Genomic DNA, 19,351 nt, shown 5'->3' with positions numbered 1-19,351 from the left:
TGACACCCGCAAAAGGGGACGTGCGATATTTTGGGGAGAGAAATGGTGAATGAACAAATCAACGGCTTAAAAGCGACAATTGATAAATTGTCGGGCGAACTTGGCGAAGTATCGCAAATGGCTACCCGGCATTTTGATGAATTGCATGATGCGGTAAACAATGTTGCCAGCCATACCCTGGCAATGGAGGCAATTATATCGGCCATTCTGGTCAATATCGACATTGACCAGAAAACTGTTACCAGCTGGATCAGGGCGAAAACGGCGGAATATTCATCGCCTGAACATGGCGAATCTGCTGCCGAAGCCATTGCCCGTGATTTTCTTGGCAACAAAGGGGCATAATCGGGCAAGCCGGTATCAACCGTGATAAAGGCATGATGATAAATCAGATAAAGCGCCCTTTCACCAAAACCGGACCAGCAAACCGGTTCGCAATTCATGCCCGCCTGCCATCATAATTTGCGGGTTATGATATATGCTTCAGTTTTTCCGGGCAGGGACCACCTGTGGCCCAGTCCAGCAATTGTACAGTATGCACCACTTTAAGATCATCGGTTTCAAGCTGGATCATGCAGCCAATATTACCGGTCGCGACCAGATCGGGCCGGGTATTGCGAATATTCGCCTGTTTGCGGACTTTTAACTGCCCGGCAATTTCAGGCTGCAACAGGTTATAAACCCCGGCAGAGCCACAACATAAATGACCCTCGGCAATTTCCAGCACCTCGAACCCGGCTTTGCGCAACAAATCGCGCGGGGGACTGGTAATTTTTTGTCCATGCTGCATCGAACAGGCCGAATGATAGGCAACCCGAATTGCCCCTGTGCCATCGATCGATGCGGTTTCACATGTGGCCGCGGCCTTGCGTGTTGATGCCGCCGCACGATCAGAAACCGATGCCGGTGCCGACGAGGGCGTAACAGACCCTGCAAAGGTGCCGTTCCGGGCCGATACCGCCTGCGTTGGCCGGTCCGGTTTGGCAGGTAACGGGGCAATGGGCTGCACAAGCTCCGCCGGTACGTCTATTTTTGCCAGATATTCGGTAATGTCACAGGCCAGGCTGGCAATCCGGGTCGCTTTTTGCGCCCAGGTGGTGTTATGGGCCAGCATATTTCCGTAATCCTTGACCGTGGTGCCACAGCCCGATGCCGTAATCACAATCGCGTCCAACCCCTCGCCGCCAGCCTCGGCCAACTCGCTATGCCAGGCGGCAATATTATTAATGGCCTGGGCATGGGATGCATCTTCCTTGCCCATATGATGCACCAGCGAACCGCAACACCCCGCCCCCTGTGCCACCACAATTTCAATACCCAGACGGGTTAGCAACCGAACTGTGGCCTCGTTAATTTCGGTTTCCAGAACCTGCTGCGCACACCCGGTAAGGATGGCAACCCGGCCCTTGCGCGCCCCTTGCGCCGGAATAACCTGTGGCCGATCCACCCAGCTGGGCGGGGGCAATGGCCGCGCCCCCATTTTAACCATGCCACGCAACCGCCCCGGCATCAGCCCGGCCAGCGGCGATGCCAGTCTTGCCCCGATAAGGGCCGCCCGAAACAGGGTTGGGCGTGGCACCACCCATGCCAGCAATTTGCGCAACCATCTATCCGCCATCGGGCGTTGATATGTTTTTTCAATATGGGCGCGCGCATGGTCGATCAAATGCATGTAATCCACCCCCGACGGGCAGGTGGTAGTACAGGACAGGCACGACAAACACCGGTCAAGGTGGCGAACCACCCGTTCATTGGCCGGTTTGTCGTTTTCCAGCATATCCTTAATCAGGTAGATCCGGCCACGCGGGCTATCAAGTTCGTCGCCCAGGGTGACAAATGTTGGGCAAGTGGCCGTACAAAACCCGCAATGCACGCATTTACGCAAAATCTGCTCAGACTGCGCCATTGCCGGGTCGGCAAGCTGACGGGTGCTAAAACCTGTTTGCATTTATGCCCCCACCGCCTGATTGCCGCTGACACCGCCCTGTGCCAAACCGGGCGTCATCCGCCCCGGGTTTAAAATATTGTGCGGATCAAAATTTTCCGAAATTTTGCGATTTATCCGGTTAATTTCCGATGATAATGGCTGAAACACCGGAATTTCACGGCGCAAATCGTCTGCGGCCCGAACCAGACAAGCCTGCCCGCCTGCGTCAACCGCAATCTGGCGAATTTTACCGGCCTGCTCAACACTTCCGGCTGCGAATTGCGCCCAAACCAGCCCGCCGGCCCAATCAAGCATGGCATCGACATTTGGCTCAATCCGGCCTAATGCCTGTACCACGGCACCACCCGATGATGACGGCACCGACAAGCGCCATAAAATACAGTCATGCCGGGACTGCATTGGTTTTACATCGGCAATGGCCTGCCACACCGACAGGCTTTTTTCCGTCCGCAATACCATCGCGCTCCCAATATCGTCGAGCAACCGGCACAGGGCCGCTGCCCGCCAGTCTACCGACTGTTCCGGCCCTTCGATCCGTAACATCACCATTGAAGTTGCAGAACCGACATCGCCCGTTTCTGCCGCATCTGGCGAAATCATTGCCAGCATGGATGCAGGCACCCATGCCGCCCCGGACACCTCGTTTTCACTGCCCATTGCGGCGGTCATTGCCTGTCCGGCTAAAACGACATCCTCGCAAGGCACCAGCACGGTTCGGGTTTTTTCCGGCACCGGCATGGCTTTTAAGGTCAGCGTGTGCATCACGCCCAGCGTACCAAAAGACCCAGCCATTAATTTCGATAAATCAAACCCGGTAACGTTTTTCATGACACGCCCGCCAGATTTAAAATCCTCGCCCCTGCCGCTAACCGCGCCGAACCCCAAAACATGGTCTCGTGCCGCACCGGATTTTAACCGGCGGGGGCCTGAAATATTGGTGGCCACCATTCCCCCCAGGGTTCCTGCCGGTGCCTGCCCGGCCACGGCACCATCCCGCTGCCCGCCTAACAGACGCGGAAAATCGCCCGGTTCAAACTGAAATTGCTGGTGCTTTTGCGCCAAAAGTGCAGTGATTTCGGCAAGCGGGGTGCCTGCATAGGCCGAAATTACCAGTTCTTCGGGCTGGTAAAATAAAATGCCGGTCAGTTTTGATAAATCGAGCACGTAGTCGGCACGCACTGCATGACCATAGGCACGTTTGCTGCCATGCCCGATAATTTCCAGTGCCACCTTGTCACCCAAAGCCCATAAAATGGCATCACGCAATTGCGCGGGACTGGTCGGGATTATTGTTTCCGCCATGGCGGGTTCCTCTCCTGATCCGGCGGCCGGTCTTTGCGGGGTCACGGCACACCGTTTTGCATTCTTTTGGTCAAGTCTCCGGCTTTTTGCCGGTTAAAAACGCGGAATATCGGGAAATTTTTCAGCAACAGAGCGTGCATGAAGGGTTTTTAACTCTCCACAGCCATGCAACACCGGAAAAACCTTACCCGGATTTAACAACTGGTCTTCATCAAAGGCCAGTTTCAGGCGCTCCTGATGTTTCATGTCGTCTTCGGTAAACATTTCCGGCATCAGATCGCGTTTTTCAATGCCAATGCCATGTTCACCCGACAGGCAACCGCCCACCTCAACGCAGAGTTTTAAAATATCGGCGCCAAAGGCTTCGGCCCGTTCAAGTTCGCCAGGCTGGTTGGCATCAAACATGATCAGCGGATGCAAATTACCGTCGCCAGCATGAAAGACATTGGCGACCCGAAGGCCGTGACGTTGCGAAAACACCTGCATCCCGGCTAGCACATCGGACAAACGCCCGCGCGGAATTGTGCCATCCATACAAATATAATCGGGTGAAATACGGCCAATCGCCGGAAAGGCATTTTTCCGACCAGACCAAAACAGCGCACGTTCTTCTTCGTTTTCAGAAATACGCGAATATACTGCGCCACATTGTTGGGCAATATCGCTAACCCGGTCAATCAGGTGATTAACCTCGATTTCCGGTCCATCAAGTTCAACCAGCAAAAGCGATTCCACATCCAGCGGATAACCGGCATGGACAAAATCCTCGGTCGCGCGGATGGCCGGGGCATCCATCATTTCCAGCCCGCCGGGGATAATGCCATTGGCAATGATTTTGGCAACACAATCCCCGCCAGACTGATTGTCGGGAAAGCCCAGCAACATGGCGCGCGCGGTTTCAGGTTTGCGCAAAATACGCACGGTTATTTCGGTAACAATGCCCAGCAACCCTTCGGACCCGGTAATCACCCCCATCAAATCATAACCGGTACTATCAAGGGCCTTGCCGCCCAGGCGCAAAACATCGCCCTCGATGGTGACCATTTCCAGGCCCAGCACATTATTGGTGGTCAGCCCGTATTTAAGGCAGTGCACCCCGCCGGAATTTTCCGCAATGTTGCCGCCAATCGAACAGGCGATCTGACTGGACGGGTCCGGGGCGTAATAAAACCCGCGATGCTCAACAGCACGGGTAATGCCCAGATTGGTCACCCCGGGCTGCACCACACAGGCGCGATTATCCCAGTCGATATCTAGCACACGGTTGAATTTCATCATGCTAATTGTAATGGCATCAGCCATTGGCAAGGCACCGCCCGAAAGGCCGGTGCCCGCCCCGCGTGGCACCACACGGATTTTGTTTTGATGGCAATATTTTAAAATCGCGGCAATTTGCGCCGTATTTTCGGGCAACACCACAATCATCGGCAATTGGCGATAGGCCATAAGCCCGTCGCATTCATAAGGCCTGAGCGCATCTTCCTCGGCAATCACGGCACCGGATGCGGGCACTATGGCCCGCATCGCTGCGATGATGTCCGTGCGCCGGGCAAGAACGGATTGGTCCGGCTCAGGCATTTTCAGCATTTTTTACTCCGTCAGTTCCACCAGCAAGTCCTTGCTGTCCACCTGGGTGCCTGCCGGGGCATGGATTTTCGCCACCGTCCCGTCTTTTTCGGCATGCACCGCTGTTTCCATTTTCATCGCTTCCAGCGCGCAAATCACATCGCCCGCCTTCACCTTCTGGCCTTCGGTAACCGACACCTCGACAACAAGGCCCGGCATCGGGGCCGCCACATGCAGACCATTGCCATCTTCCGCTTTGGGCCGCGATTTGCCCGAAACCGCCAGCTTGTTATCGGCAACTTTTACGGTCCGTGGTTGGCCGTTCAACTCGAAAAACACGGTGCGCTGGCCTTCGTCATCGCCAAATTCCGATGTTGCCAGATAGCGAATGACAAGGGTTTTGCCCTTTTCGATATCCACCGAAATTTCCTCGCCCTGCCCCATGCCATAGAAGAATACCGGGGTTGGCAAAATCGACACATCGGCGTTGTGGCTGCGATGTTCGGCATATTCCAGAAACACCTTGGGATACATCACATAGGATGCGACCTCGGCATCGCTGGTATTACGATGGGTTTTCTTTTCGATTTCAGCTTTGGTCGCGGCAAAATCAATCGGCTTCATATGCTTGCCCGGGCGATCGGCCAGGGCTTCGCCGCCCTTAAGAACCTTCCGCTGCAAAGCAGGCGGAAAACCGCCAACCGGCTGGCCGATTTCACCCCGGAAGAATGAAATCACACTGTCGGGAAAGGCGATGTCCTTTTTCGGGTCCAGTACGTCCTGTTCGCTTAAGCCCGATGTCACCATCATCAGGGCCATATCACCAACCACCTTCGAGCTTGGCGTGACCTTGACAATATCGCCAAACATCTTGTTAACCTTGGCATAGGCCTTCGAGACCTCGGGCCAGCGTTCTTCCAGGCCAACGGCACGGGCCTGATGGCGCAGGTTGGTATACTGACCACCCGGCATTTCATGCACATAAACATCCGACGTACCGCTGCGAATGTCGCTTTCAAAACCGGTATAATAACGACGCACCTGTTCCCAATAGGTGGAAACTTCACGCAGGGCTTCCGGGTCCAGCCCCGGGTCTCGTTCCATGCCGCGATAGGCCTGGGCAATAGAACCAAGGTTGGGCTGGGATGTTAACCCTGACATTGAATCAAGCGCACCATCCACCGCATCCACCCCGGCATCAATCGCCGCCATCACGGTAGCGGCTGAAATACCGCTGGTATCATGGGTGTGGAAATGGATCGGAATATTAACCGTGTCTTTTAACGCCTTAAACAAGGTGGTTGCAGCCGCAGGGCGCAGTAAACCCGCCATGTCTTTCAGGCCCAGAATATGCGCGCCGGATTTTTCCAGCTCGCGGGCCATTTCAACATAATAATCGAGGTTATATTTCGACCGGTCCTTATCGAAAATATCACCGGTATAACAAATAGCGCCTTCGCACAGCTTGCCGGTACGAAGGACGGATTCCATCGCCACCTTCATGTTTTCAACCCAGTTAAGGGAATCAAACACCCGAAACAGGTCCATGCCATGTTCCGCCGACTGCTTCACAAAGTAATCCACCGCGTTATCAGGGTAATTGGTGTACCCCACCGCATTCGAGGCACGCAGCAACATCTGGGTTAAGATATTGGGCACGGCTTCGCGCAGTTTCACCAGCCGATCCCACGGGTCTTCTTTCAAAAACCGCATCGCCACGTCAAAGGTCGCCCCGCCCCAGCATTCAATCGAAAACAGGTCCGACAGGCCATGGGCATAATAAGGGGCGATTTTCAACATATCGAAGGTGCGCATCCGCGTTGCGATCAATGACTGATGGGCATCGCGCATGGTGGTATCGGTCATCAAAACGCGCTTCTGGTCTTTCATCCAGCGCGAAAAGCCTTCCGGCCCCAACTGGTCCAGCTTTTGTTTGGTGCCGGGGCGGATTTCCTTCAGGTCAATTGATTTTGGCATCACCGGCGGGTTGAAATTGGCCGGTTCGGCCCGGCCTGCCACCTCGGGATTGCCATTGACGCTGACTTCGCCAATGAAACGCAAAAGGCGGGTTGCCCGGTCGCGGCGACGGGCGAATTTAAACAGTTCCGGCGTTTCATCAATAAAGCGGGTGGTATATTCCCCTGCCCGGAATTTCGGATGATTGATCAGATTTTCAAGGAAGGCCAGATTGGTGGTCACCCCGCGAATACGGAATTCGCGCAGCGCCCGGTCCATACGGTCCACCGCTTCACGCGGGGAACTGCCCCAGGCGGTAACCTTTTCCAGCATCGAGTCATAAAACGGGGTAATCACTGCACCGGAATAGGCCGTGCCACCATCGAGACGAATGCCAAAGCCATTGGCCCCGCGATACACCTTGATCCGGCCATAGTCGGGGACAAAGTTGTTTTCGGGGTTTTCAGTTGTAATACGGCATTGCAGGGCATGGTCACGCAGCTTGATTTTATCCTGCCACGGAATGCCGGTTTCCGACGGAAACCCGATGCGCCCGCCCTGCGCAATCAGAATTTGCGCCTTAACCAGATCCAGCCCGGTGACACATTCGGTTACCGTATGTTCCACCTGAATGCGAGGGTTTACCTCGATAAAGTAAAATTTTGATGTATCAACATCCATCAAGAATTCAACTGTACCGGCATTCACGTAATTTGCCGCCTTGCCCAGACGCATGGCTGCATCGCAAAGCTCGGTGCGTTGTTCTTCACTTAGATAAGGGGCCGGGGCGCGCTCGACCACTTTCTGGTTGCGGCGCTGCACCGAACAATCGCGCTCAAACAAATGCACCAAGGTGCCGTGGGTATCGCCCAGCATCTGGACTTCAACATGGCGGGCACGACGGATCAGTTTTTCAAAATAAATTTCACCGTTGCCAAAGGCGGCTTCGGCTTCGCGTTTCGCAGCCAGCACCTGTTTTGCCAGGTCCTTGCCGTTTTCGATCACGCGCATGCCACGGCCGCCACCGCCCCAGCTTGCCTTCAACATAATCGGAAAACCGACCTGCTTGGCGATTTTGGCAACTTCGTCCATGTCATCGGGCAAGGCGGCGGATGCAGGCATCACCGGCACGCCTGCGGCCTCGGCCAGATTACGGGCCGAAACCTTGTTGCCAAGCGATCGCATCACATCGGAATCGGGGCCGATAAAGGTAATACCGGCATCGGCACAGGCATCGGCAAAATCGGGATTTTCGGACAAAAAGCCATAACCGGGATGAATGGCGTCAACCCCGGCATCGCGGGCAACGCGCAAAATATCCTCGATATCAAGATAGGCACGAATGGGTTTGTTGCCCTTGCCGACCCCATAGGATTCGTCGGCTTTAAACCGATGCAGGGCAAAACGGTCTTCATCGGAAAAAATCGCAACTGTGCGAATGCCAAGCTCGTTGGCTGCGCGCAAAACACGAATCGCAATTTCACCGCGATTCGCAACCAGAAGTTTACGGATTTTCTTGGGTGCTGGACGTGACATCTAGGACCGGACTCCTACCAGATATGAATGGCAAAAGCGGCCCTGAACGCCCCTGCCGAAAGCCAAGAGAAACGCCACAATACGGTCCTGTAGCGTGTTGCGGCGCGGAAAACCGGCAACACCGTATCCTGTGTGGCGAATGCAGGCACGAATACGCATTAAACGCGCATAAGCTACCCGAAGTTCCTGGCGCCTGGTGGGCAGGCGACGCTTTTGATATATGCCCAATGCCCGGCCTCTGTCAAAACAGTAATTTCAACTGGTAATACCAATTTTAAATTTACGCCGCCACAACCTTTCCACGATGTGAAAACAACTTTCTTGCGAAAAAGACAAAATTGCGACTGTTCCGTTACGTTTTTTCACGATCAAACGCAGACATACGCTGCTTTTATGTTATTGTCGGGCCGCTTTTGGGGAGCCAATCCTTTATCCGTTAGTTGAAGTCCGCCCGACCATGCCTAAACTGAATTTGCGCCTGAAATTTCTGTTGCTGTCGATATTGCCGCTATTGCTGGCTGCAAGCGCGATTTCCGGGCTGGTTTTTGCCCAGGCGGAACGGCTGGCGAAGGCAGAAACACGCACCTTTGAGCGCAATATCGTCGAAGCCCGCAAGGAAGAATTAAAAAGCTATCTTCAACTGGCGATGGCCTCGATCAATCACATCTATTCGGTGGCAAGCCCGCTTGATGCGGTATCAAAGGAACGGGTCAAGGCGATCATTAATGACCTGTCCTATGGCAAGGATGGTTATTTCTTTATTTATGATCGCGATGGCACGGCCCTGGTGGACCCGCCAGAACCCTGGCGCGTGGGTAAAACATACTGGAACCTGCGCGACCTGAATGGAAATTCCGTTATTCAGGCCCTGATCAAAAATGCCGAAGATGGTGGCGATTTTTTACGCTTCATCTGGGATAAACCCTCCACCGGATTGCCGGCCGAAAAAATCGGCTATTCGCTGATGCTTGATAAATGGGGCTGGATGATCGGCACCGGGATTTATATTGACGATATTTCCCAGCAGGTCACCGAAATTGAAACCGAGGTTGCCGCCCATATTCGCGAAACCACGATTTCGATCATTGGCATTACGGTTCTGGCGGTGTTGCTGGTGGGCATTTCGGGCACGGTTGTCACCCTGTCGGAACGCAAACTGGCCGACGCCAAGCTAAAGGAACTGGCCCATCGGGTGGTCGATGTGCAGGAAGAAGAACGCTTGCGGGTTTCGCGCGAACTGCATGACGGCATCAGCCAGATACTGGTATCGGTGAAATATTCAATCGAACTTGCCAGCGACCGAATGCGCCAGAATATGTCTGATGCCGCCATTCCGATTGAAAAAGCCGCCAAACGGTTACAGGATGCAATACAGGAAGTGCGACGTATTTCGCGTGACCTGCGCCCGGCGGTGCTGGACGATCTGGGGTTAAAACCGGCCATCGAAAGCATGTGTAATGAATTGCAGGACCGGTCGGGTATTCAAATTGGCGTAAAATGCGACCCGGTTGAAAATGCCCTGACATCGGCAAAAAAGACAACGCTTTACCGGGTATTGCAGGAAAGCCTGACCAATATTGAACGCCACGCCGATGCCACCCATGTTAGCGTGCGCATTCGCCGCGACGGTGCCAGTGTCGTGATGACCGTTGCGGATAATGGTGTGGGGTTTGAAACAAAAAGCTATATTCGCAATCGCGACCCGCGTGCCGGGATCGGATTGCGTAACATGCGCGAACGCATGGAATTTCACGGCGGCGGGTTAAGTGTTACCTCGGAACGCGATGACGGCACCACCATTACCGCCTATGTGCCAGTGACCCCCGGCACACCACCCCTGCCCCCGGCATTAAAAGCATGATGCCGGTAAAACAATATCTTCTGGCTGCGCCCCCAGCCTTTTCGTGCCCATTTCGCCTTTTCCCGGCTGCTTTTGCTCCACAAGGCGGCCAGATCATACCGACAGGGACCGACGACAACGATGACCAGTCATGCTATTGTTTTTTCTTCGGATCGCCCGATCCGTATTTTGCTGTGTGACGACCATGCCCTTGTGATGGATGGCATTCGTTCGCGCCTGGAATGTTATGCCCATATCGCCATTGTTGGCGAAGCCTGCAACGGGCAACAGGCCCTTGATTTGGCCGGAGAATTAAAACCCGACATCGCATTGATGGATATCTCGATGCCGGTGATGAACGGCCTTGAAGCGGCTGAAAAATTCCGCGAAACGCTGCCCGATATCAAGGTCATCATGCTCAGCATGCATGAAAACCCGGAATATTTGCGCACGGCCAAACAGGCCGGTGTGCGCGGTTTTATCCTGAAGGACGTATCATCAAATGATATGGTTCGCGCCCTGGAAGCGATCGCCAGTGGTGGCGAAGCATATAGCCCGTCTTTCGACAAAATCGACACCACCGAAGATTCCAGTGATGACGGCATGCCGTTAACCACGCGCGAACGCACGGTTTTACGATTATTGGCGCGTGGGGCCAGCAACAAGCATGTCGCACGCGAACTTGATATCAGCGTCCGCACGGTTGAAACCCATCGCCGCAATATCAAACGCAAACTTGGCATTGACAGTTCGGCCGGCCTGGTGCGTTACGCCATCGAAAAAGGCCTGGTCACGCTTGACAGCGCCGCCGGATAATTACCTTTTTGACAGGCATTACCCGTGGCAAAGGAAACAGTTTTTAAAAAACGGGCGATTGAATTTACATTCTCTAATGCTAAATTACACAGCAGGTTGTAGTAGTTAAAATTCAAACCTGACGACACCGCCGACCACGCCTGTCGCCCGGTCGTTATAAAAGGGGGTCTTCGTGTCACAAACCGGTTGTGCCAAACCCAAACCTGACATGGTACGCTGCAAAAGCTGTGGCGTGCGTCAGCTTGCGCTGTTTACCGATATGACAGACGAAGATTTTAAACTGGTGCACCAACCGGTTGACGAAATCAAACTGGCTCAAGGCGAGGTTTTATACCATACGGACGACACCGCAGACTGCCTTTACACCCTGCGATCGGGCCTGGTTAAAATGACGCATTATCTGATCGACGGGTCGCAACGGGTGGTGCGGCTGGTGCGGCCCGGCGGCACCATGGGGTTAGAGGCGCTGGTGGCCGGTCGCTTTGCCCATAATGCCGAAGCCCTGCAAGATAGTGTTTTATGCCGCATTCCGGTTTCGGTGGTTGAAAAGCTGGACCGTGAAAGCCCAAGGCTGCACAAACAGATATTAACCCGCTGGCACCAGACTGTCATGGATGCCGATTACTGGCTAACCCAGATGAGTACAGGCTCGGCCAGGGAACGGGTTGCTCGCCTGTGCCTGTTTTTGGCCAATGATGATGGCGATCTGGCTGCCTGCCATTTACCAGGACGCGAAGATATTGGCGCGATGCTGGGCATTACCACCGAAACGGCTAGCCGCGTGATTGCCGATTTCCGGCGCCAGGGCTTGTTAACAACCCATTCACGCCGGGAATTTTCCATGAATATCAATGGCATGCGCGCATTGGCCGGAACCGAGGACTACGCAGCATAACAGCTGTAGCACTGCCAGCAGCATGGAGGCCCTTTTACCGTGCCCCCAAGCCGCACATGGCACGCCCGCCTGTACATTGTTAACGGCGCATCGCCGCAGGCAAAGTTGTTTGAAAAGCCGAATTTGGCCCACAGGCGTGGGACAGACGGGTATATTCCGCTGGCGTGTCGATCTTCGCGTGGTCCCGTTGACGGGCGTTATCGATTTTGGCCAACAGGGATTTAAAATCACGCCCGTATCTGGATAATAAATTTTGAATCCGCGATGCCGCCAACCTGGCGGAAATGGGCTGCATTCGGGAAAAATCGCGCGTTACGTCGTCCAGAAACGTTGGCAAAGCGTTGCGAATATCCAGTTCCATATGCTGGTTAATCGCCACATGTTGCCCTTCATGGGCATAAACCACGTCATACTCGCAACTTCCCCGGTCCAGTTCGCTGGCGATATAGACCAGATGTTCGCTAACCGTTACCGTAGGGTGAATCAGGGCTGGCAACAAACAATATCGACCATCGCCAAGCGCGACCGGTTCTATCCGCATTTCAAACTTTGCCTGCATTGCATAACTGGTAAGCCCGGTAACAAACCAGCCCGGGTTATGGGATGCCGCCTTGCGGTTTAACCATTTAACCGACCGGTTGCGATCAAGCTGTGGCGATTTTGGAACAAAATCAAACGCAATTTCAGGCGGGCTAACCACCGGGCATGCCGCAGCCTGCGCCGGATGTAAGGGGAACACCGTGCAGATTCCCACCAAACACAGCATTCCAGCCCCAAACCTGACCTGCCCCCCCGTTTGGCAAAGCAAAACAGCGATCAAATTACGCAAGAATGGCAAAAAAACTGGAAAAAACGCAATCCGTGGCAAACCCGGCACTGAAAACCCCGTTAAATTAAGCGTGCCCCGCCTTTATGCATCGGCATCGGGTTTAATATGGCACCTGAATGGCAATATTGAAGAGATCACGGCCCGTTACACGAATATTAAGACGACCCTCGCCACACCCACCACTGAAAAGGCGATAGGACCATCACGATGTTTCGTGCAACCAGCGACGTAAAACGGCCACAGCACGGTCCGGTTCCGTATCGACAAGCGCGCTGGCACGATGGACAAGGTTTTGGGCAATTCGCCCTTCGATGCCATCCAATGCCAGGGTAACATCGTTTTGCACGTCAGCAGAAACCGGTGCAACACCCCCTCTGTTGGCGGCCAATTGCGGGGCTGGCCCCGGCAATTGGCGCGGCAACGGGGGTGTTGGTTTGCTTGCATTGGCATGGCAGGTGTATCGCTATCTTTTAACTGCATACCAAAGTGTTAATCTGAAACCCGCACTTAACAAGTGAAATATTGATCGTTGCAGCATGGCGGCCAAATAACCCAGGCTGCCCGGAAACGTCGGCAGGAAAACAAATCTTCCCGCCGACGCAATCTCGTGCTTACGGTATCACACAACAGCCATTGACCAGTTGTGACCCGACACCCGCCCAGGCAACGGCTTAATGAACGGTGCGGCGTTTGTTGCTTTTGCTACAATCACCACAGGCATCAACCAGTTTTTCCATCGCGGCGTCGGCTTCGTCATCATCAAGGTGATGCGATTTCATGTTTTTCTGAATTTTGCAGCATAGAACCGCCCCTTCGGGGAAGGTCTCATCTGTCCAGAAACACTTGGCCGGATCGAAATAGCCGATCTCGTCAAGGAACGATACGCCGTAATAATAGGCAGCACCGACAGAATTATAAAAACTGTCATCGTCAATAAAGCCGCCATCCTGCGTCATCGACACATTCAGGCACCAGTCAAGAAGACTGGATAAATCATCGCTGGCTTGCTGATGCGCGGCGTCATCAACACTTGACCAGCCTTCCGCAAAAATTTTGGCAACGTCGTAATTGTTGTGGTTATTAAAGTCGCCGTTGTGCTTCCAGCCATAGGGATATGTGCCATCGCGCAACGACAATGTGGTGGCAAATATTTCCGGCCAGTAAGCAACCTTGCCATGCTGATAGGAAATATTGTGAAAGCTCAAGCTCAGATCAGCGCTTTTAACCAGTGTTCCGTCTTCCTGCTCAAACCACGCGCCCCAATACCCTGTCTGCGGGTCCTGCCAGTCATCAAGCCAGGCTTTATAGGCGGCAATATAGTCATCCGTCAGATCAAAGCCTTTGACGTATTGACGGAAATAATCGCGAAGTTCGCTTTTGAAGCACATTTCCGACAGCACAGCTGTCACGGCCCCCAATGCATCGCGACGATCTATCCCATCGGCGAAAATCTTTGAGGTACGCTGGTCATTCAACCAGTTTTGCATGCCCTCGATGGTGGCAATCGGGGTCATAAAATCAAACGGGTATTGCGGTGCCTCGCCCTGATCGGCCAGTTCGTTAACCGCATCAATCATAGCATCTACTTTTAAAAACCACTGATGATAACAAGGCCCCCATGACCCATCGACCGAAGATTGTTCCTCGGCCCACTCCTGATCCTTGTTTTTAAGCGACTCGGCAAGCAAAGCGATTGCTTCCTGAAGGCTTTTCCAGTCTGCCGTGTATTGCAGCAGCCATTTGCATTCAATCATCCTTTGATCTGAAGCTGCCATGCTGTTTCCCTGCTCTTGCAAGGTCGACAGACGGTCTTCCAACGGTGAAAGCTGACTGGCAAATTTTTTCTGTTGTGAAATATAATTTGGATCAAAGACGCAAAACTGCTTATTTATCATACTATTGTAATCTATCATTTATACATATCCTGAATGATCGTGCCGGTTGTGGCACCGAAGAAAAAACCAACGAAAACCTGTTCTGCCTGACGCTGTTTTAATGACTTTTTCGCGAGGATAATCAATTAAATGCCATCAAAACTTTACCTTAATGTTTTTTTTCTTTATTCACCACCTAAGGATAGCGGATACGATACCTACCGCTTGTTATAATACAAAAGCATAAAATCAGTGGAGCCACGCGTGCCCGGAAAATTTTTCCAAACCTGCACCGTCCTGTTCGCGGCTATGTTTGTTTTCGCAATTTCTGCGACAAGCAGCTATGCCGTTGAATTTGGGCAGGCTCCATTGCTTGATGACCAGGTAAAGAACGGCCAGCTCCCCCCGATCGAGGACAGGTTGCCCCGTACCCCCATGATCGTATCGCCCGTCGACAGCCTGGGCAATTACGGCGGGACGTGGCATATGGCTCAACTGGCCGAACGTGACTATGCCCTGCTTATTCGCACCATCGGCTATGAACCTTTGTTACGCTGGACACCTCAATGGACAGGCACCGTGCCCAATGTGGCATTGTCATTCCAGACAAATACAAACGCCACCGATTTTATATTCCGGTTGCGCCCTGGCATGCGTTGGTCCGATGGCAAACCTTTCACTGCCGAAGATATTTTATTCTGGTACGAAGATATTCTCAAAAACCCCGAATTAACCAGAAACGTCCCCGACTGGCTTACTTGTGGCGGCGAGGCTGTTCGTGTCACAAAATCCGACGATTATACTGTAACATTTCACTTCGCCGCCCCCTATGGCCTGTTTTCAACGTTTCTGGCCCAGCCCGACGGGGTTGAACCGGTTTCCTATCCGGCGCATTACCTTAAAAAATATTTGCCCAAATATAACCCAAATGCCCAAAGCGATGCCCAAAAGCAGGGATATGCCAGTTGGCAGGAACGCTTTATTGATATTTTTGGCCAACCCGGCACCATTGATGACCCGTCGCGCTGGCGCAACCCCGATGTACCAACCCTGAATGCCTGGACGCTGAGCGGTGTTTACGGCAAACAGGACCCTTTGATTGCAAAGCGCAATCCATATTACTGGAAAATCGATCCAACCGGTCGGCAGCTGCCCTATATCGATACAGTGTCATTCAAACTTGTCGATAGCAAACCCGACGCCATCAAACTGGCGATGGATGGTGGCATCGATATGCAGGAACGCCATATCAGCAGTGGCACCGACGAAATTATTGCCCGCCGCAAAGACATGTCGTCTTTTACCCTGATCGAAAGCGACATGAACAAACTGACATTATCGCTGAATCTGAACCATCGCGACAAAACACTGCGCAGTCTGTTTCAGGACAAAAACTTCCGCGTTGGCCTGTCTCACGCATTTGACCGCGATGCCATTATTGACCAGTTCATGCCAACTGCCCTGCCCCATCAGGCCGCCCCGCGCCCGGAAAGCCCGCTGTTTCATTCGGTGCTGGCACGTCAATTTATAACTTATGACCCGGACCTGGCACTGGACTTTTTTGCCAAGGCAGGTTTAGTCAACCGCGACAGCCAGGGGTTTTTGCTAATGCCAAATGGCAAGCGGGTCAGCTTCAATATCGACACTGTTGGTAGCAGCCGTTTTGAAATGCTTGAGGCGGTCACCGGATACTGGCGCAAACTGGGAATTAATGTCACCCCCCGCGATATGGCGCGCGATGCATTTTACGAACAACGCAAGGCCAACCATTTTGATGCGACCGCCTGGGGCGGGGATGGCGGGCTGGATGCCATGTTGATTCCAATCAACTATTTGCCAATTTCGAAAGATTCATGGTTCGCACCGGCATGGGCGGCATGGTATCTTGATAAAACAAGTGAGACGGCAAAAATCCCGCCGCGAACCGTGCAAAAACAGCTGTCGCTTTATGACCAGCTAAAATCGACCGCAGACACCACGGAACAAAACGATCTGATGCGGGCGATCCTCGACATCAGTGCTGATCAGTTTTATGTTATGGGAGTTGCACTTCCGCCAAATCGCAAGGGAATTGTCGCAAATAACTTTAAAAACGTACCCAAGGTAATACCCGCGGCCTGGAGCTTTGCCACACCGGCACCAACCAACCCGGCCCAGTATTATATTGAGGACAAGTAACAGAAAAAAGCCGGGGGACGACCGGATCAGGGCGTAGAGGGTAGCTTGAAAAAACTGTTCGACCGGCTGTTTGGTAGTCTGGCGTTCAAGATCGGTTTTGCAATTGTTATTGTGGAAACCATTTTTCTAGGTCTGTTTGGTGGATATTATATCCAGTATTTCGGCGCAGAAATTGATCGTCGCACAGCCGAACAAATTAGTGCTCCTGGCCGCTTGATCCAGGAAGAACAGCTTAAAATATCGATTATCAGTGACAAGGCGCAACTGCGCCGTTTGCTTGGCCCGCATGTTATTGATGCCCTGGCCGTTGGCTTTGACGACACCATTTACCATTCGATGAACCAGGCCCTGATCGGCAGCAACATTGCCGAGCTCGACAAATATCCGGCCCGCTGGTTTGCTGCCGATATTGTCGAACCGCGACTTTTTACAGTTCATGATGCCAATGGCCGACAAATGGTCAGCGTTACCCCGCTTTTCAGTCTGAACGCCACCCAGCCCTTTATGTTCGTTTATTTCAAGGTTTCCACCGTCGGCCTTGAAGAAAGCCAGAACCGCATGCAGTCGGTTTTACTGATCGGCTCGGTGATGTGTCTGTTTTTAACATCAGGGCTGATCTTTTTGCTGATGCAGCAAACTGTTTTGCGCCGCCTGACCGGCATGGCGCAATTTGTCAGCGATATTCAGTTTGGTAAAATTGGTGCCCGGCTACACCCCGCCAGCCGCGACGAAATTGGCGCGCTTGAACGCGGGTTGAATGCCATGGCCGAAAGCCTGGAACGCCGCACCGGTCAGCATCAGACCGCCCAGGATGCCCTGCGTGACAGCGAGGAACGTTTTCGTGATTTCACCCTGTCCTCGGCCGACTGGTACTGGGAAATGGGCCCTGACCTGCGCATTACATTTGCGTCCTATAAATTCTATCAACTGATCGAGGAACTGCATGGCTCCCCGCAAGGGCAGCGGTTTGACACGCTGGGGTTAACCGCACGCGACCACGAAAGCTGGGGCGTGTTGATGAGTCGCCTTGAAAGCCACCTTGCCTTTCAGAACTTCGAGTTTTCGTGGCAGGGTAAAGATCGCGATATTCATTTTGGCCGCATAAACGGGGTGCCGGTTTTTGATCTCGACGGGGTTTTCAAAGGCTATCGCGGTACAGGCAGCGATGTTACGGCCCAGCACCGCGCGACCGAAGAACAACATGCCCTGCAACGCCAGCTTGCGACGTCGCAAAAACTTGAGGCCGTGGGCCAGATGGCGGGAGGAGTTGCCCATGAATTTAACAATTGCCTGGCGGGCATCCTGAGTTTTGCCGAAGTTGCCCGGGCCCGCATTGATGACCATGACCGGGTGGAAGAATATATCGGCCATATTATTTCGCTGGGCGAACGCGCCACCAGCGTTGCCGACCAGCTTTTGATGTTTTCGCGTCGCAAGGTTGAACAACCCACCATTGTTCAGGTCAATGATGCTGTTCTGGATATGGAAAAGCTGCTGATCACGTTGCTGGAGCATCGGATCGAACTTGAAATCTGGACCTGTGAAACAGCCCTGTATACCCGGGTTGATCCGACCCAGCTTTCGGCGTGTATTCTTAACCTGGCGATCAATGCCCGCGATGCAATGCCAGATGGCGGAAATCTTCAAATCAGCTGTTCTTCTGAAATCATCCCGCCGGAAGACCAGCGCGATCCGCTTGATGAAATAACCTATCCCGATTGTGCGCCCGGCGGTTACGCGGTTATCACGGTGCAGGATACCGGCACCGGCATACCCGACGAAATTCTGGACCATATATTCGAGCCATTTTATTCCACCAAGGAACCTGGCAAGGGAACAGGACTTGGCCTGTCGATCGTCCATAGCTGGGTGGAAGAATCCAACGGGTGCATTGATGTCCAGACAATAGAGGGAGAAGGCACAACCTTTTCCATCTATTTACCCCTGTGCGAAGCTGGCACAGCAACGGTTCAGCCAATTGATACCATCAGCTATCACCCCGGCAATGGTGAACGGGTATTGGTCGTTGATGATGAACCATCATTACGCACCACAGCAAAAATCATTCTTGAAGATGCCGGGTTTAGCGCCATTTGCGCCCAGAATGCCGACGAGGCCTTGAAAATCCTGGCATCCCAGGAAGGCGACGACAAGATTGATGTTATTCTAAGCGATGTCGTCATGAGCGGCCTTAGCGGGCCACAACTGGCCATCGAGGCATTACGGCAATACCCGCATCTTAGCATTGTCTTTATGTCGGGCTATCCGGCCCGCACGCGTCAGGAAATGGAAAAGATGCTGGGCGAATATATTTTCGTCAAAAAACCCTTCCGCCCCGCTCAGTTGCAAAAAGCCATCCATGAAGCCCTGGTGCAAAAGGCTGAACGCCGCCGCCTTTAACGCAAGTATCCTTTAACACACCCATGCCAAAAAATACCGGATTTGGCAAACGCGCCTAAAACTGCGGCAAATTCCAGAAATCATGTTTTAAAACGCCCCGTCATACAGGGGCGTTTTTTTATGGTCCGATATTTTTGTGCCTGCTTGTGACGGCCATCACTTAAAATTTGGCTAAACGGCCCTATATCTTAGTAATACGATGAAAATGCTT

13 protein-coding genes are annotated in these 19,351 nt (G+C 53.1%); 6 read left to right on the top strand and 7 right to left on the bottom strand.

Annotation, left to right across the window (positions count from 1 at the left end):
- Positions 1 to 42 precede the first annotated feature (42 nt).
- A complete protein-coding gene (locus THS27_RS00165) occupies positions 43 to 345 on the top strand; it encodes a hypothetical protein (protein ID WP_085586995.1) in 303 nt (100 codons plus the stop codon).
- 124 nt (positions 346 to 469) lie between these two features.
- On the opposite strand, the gene THS27_RS27290 is transcribed toward THS27_RS00165, so the two are convergent.
- From THS27_RS27290 to THS27_RS00145, 4 genes are all read right to left on the bottom strand, one after another.
- Positions 470 to 1,948 (bottom strand): heterodisulfide reductase-related iron-sulfur binding cluster, encoded by a 1,479-nt coding sequence (locus THS27_RS27290; RefSeq protein WP_085586994.1) that lies wholly within the window; start codon positions 1,946 to 1,948, stop codon positions 470 to 472.
- Positions 1,949 to 3,250 carry an FAD-binding protein gene (locus tag THS27_RS00155; RefSeq protein ID WP_085586993.1) on the bottom strand — a complete coding sequence of 434 codons (1,302 nt, stop codon included), beginning with the start codon at positions 3,248 to 3,250 and terminating at the stop codon, positions 1,949 to 1,951.
- 93 nt (positions 3,251 to 3,343) lie between these two features.
- Positions 3,344 to 4,828, bottom strand: a complete 1,485-nt coding sequence (locus THS27_RS00150) for an FAD-linked oxidase C-terminal domain-containing protein (protein ID WP_085587243.1) — start codon at positions 4,826 to 4,828, stop codon at positions 3,344 to 3,346.
- Positions 4,829 to 4,840: 12 nt separating this feature from the next.
- Positions 4,841 to 8,308 (bottom strand): pyruvate carboxylase, encoded by a 3,468-nt coding sequence (locus THS27_RS00145; protein ID WP_085586992.1) that lies wholly within the window; start codon positions 8,306 to 8,308, stop codon positions 4,841 to 4,843.
- A gap of 457 nt (positions 8,309 to 8,765) precedes the next feature.
- Between THS27_RS00145 and THS27_RS00140 the strand changes: the two genes are divergently transcribed.
- The 3 genes from THS27_RS00140 (at position 8,766) to THS27_RS00130 (ending at position 11,859) form a co-directional block, all read left to right on the top strand.
- Positions 8,766 to 10,169, top strand: coding sequence for a cache domain-containing protein (locus THS27_RS00140; protein WP_085586991.1), 1,404 nt, complete (start codon positions 8,766 to 8,768; stop codon positions 10,167 to 10,169).
- A 120-nt stretch (positions 10,170 to 10,289) separates the two neighbouring features.
- Positions 10,290 to 10,964 carry a response regulator transcription factor gene (locus tag THS27_RS00135; protein ID WP_085586990.1) on the top strand — a complete coding sequence of 225 codons (675 nt, stop codon included), beginning with the start codon at positions 10,290 to 10,292 and terminating at the stop codon, positions 10,962 to 10,964.
- A gap of 172 nt (positions 10,965 to 11,136) precedes the next feature.
- The gene (locus THS27_RS00130) at positions 11,137 to 11,859 is read left to right on the top strand and encodes a Crp/Fnr family transcriptional regulator (protein ID WP_246832777.1); all 723 of its coding nucleotides are present in this window, start codon (positions 11,137 to 11,139) and stop codon (positions 11,857 to 11,859) included.
- A 79-nt stretch (positions 11,860 to 11,938) separates the two neighbouring features.
- Here the strand turns inward: THS27_RS00130 and THS27_RS00125 are convergent, their stop codons facing one another.
- From THS27_RS00125 to THS27_RS00115, 3 genes are all read right to left on the bottom strand, one after another.
- Entirely contained in the window at positions 11,939 to 12,598 is a 660-nt protein-coding gene (locus tag THS27_RS00125; RefSeq protein ID WP_139835424.1) for a hypothetical protein, read from the bottom strand.
- Between the two features lie 292 nt (positions 12,599 to 12,890).
- On the bottom strand, positions 12,891 to 13,076 hold the full coding sequence (locus THS27_RS00120) for a hypothetical protein (RefSeq protein ID WP_085586989.1): 186 nt from the start codon (positions 13,074 to 13,076) through the stop codon (positions 12,891 to 12,893).
- 283 nt (positions 13,077 to 13,359) lie between these two features.
- Positions 13,360 to 14,463 carry a hypothetical protein gene (locus THS27_RS00115; protein ID WP_246832776.1) on the bottom strand — a complete coding sequence of 368 codons (1,104 nt, stop codon included), beginning with the start codon at positions 14,461 to 14,463 and terminating at the stop codon, positions 13,360 to 13,362.
- A 363-nt stretch (positions 14,464 to 14,826) separates the two neighbouring features.
- On the opposite strand from THS27_RS00115, the gene THS27_RS00110 reads away from it, so the two are divergent.
- Together THS27_RS00110 and THS27_RS00105 are read left to right on the top strand one after the other, a co-directional pair.
- Positions 14,827 to 16,740 (top strand): ABC transporter substrate-binding protein, encoded by a 1,914-nt coding sequence (locus THS27_RS00110; RefSeq protein ID WP_246832775.1) that lies wholly within the window; start codon positions 14,827 to 14,829, stop codon positions 16,738 to 16,740.
- A 45-nt stretch (positions 16,741 to 16,785) separates the two neighbouring features.
- Entirely contained in the window at positions 16,786 to 19,140 is a 2,355-nt protein-coding gene (locus THS27_RS00105; RefSeq protein WP_085586987.1) for an ATP-binding protein, read from the top strand.
- Positions 19,141 to 19,351 lie beyond the last annotated feature (211 nt).

Source organism: Thalassospira sp. MCCC 1A01428 (genome assembly GCF_002115825.1).
In the GTDB taxonomy this organism is placed as follows: Bacteria; Pseudomonadota; Alphaproteobacteria; order Rhodospirillales; family Thalassospiraceae; genus Thalassospira.
The sequence above is the reverse complement of the archived record's forward strand: the minus strand, read 5'-3'. Positions and strand labels throughout refer to the sequence as shown.

Excerpts from the sequence above, each read along its gene's own strand:
- THS27_RS00165 (WP_085586995.1), top strand. The coding sequence starts at position 43 with ATGGTGAATGAACAAATCAACGGCTTAAAAGCGACAATTGATAAATTG.
- THS27_RS27290 (WP_085586994.1), bottom strand. The coding sequence starts at position 1,948 with ATGCAAACAGGTTTTAGCACCCGTCAGCTTGCCGACCCGGCAATGGCG.
- THS27_RS00155 (WP_085586993.1), bottom strand. The coding sequence starts at position 3,250 with ATGGCGGAAACAATAATCCCGACCAGTCCCGCGCAATTGCGTGATGCC.
- THS27_RS00150 (WP_085587243.1), bottom strand. The coding sequence starts at position 4,828 with ATGCCTGAGCCGGACCAATCCGTTCTTGCCCGGCGCACGGACATCATC.
- THS27_RS00145 (WP_085586992.1), bottom strand. The coding sequence starts at position 8,308 with ATGTCACGTCCAGCACCCAAGAAAATCCGTAAACTTCTGGTTGCGAAT.
- THS27_RS00140 (WP_085586991.1), top strand. The coding sequence starts at position 8,766 with ATGCCTAAACTGAATTTGCGCCTGAAATTTCTGTTGCTGTCGATATTG.
- THS27_RS00135 (WP_085586990.1), top strand. The coding sequence starts at position 10,290 with ATGACCAGTCATGCTATTGTTTTTTCTTCGGATCGCCCGATCCGTATT.
- THS27_RS00115 (WP_246832776.1), bottom strand. The coding sequence starts at position 14,463 with ATGGCAGCTTCAGATCAAAGGATGATTGAATGCAAATGGCTGCTGCAA.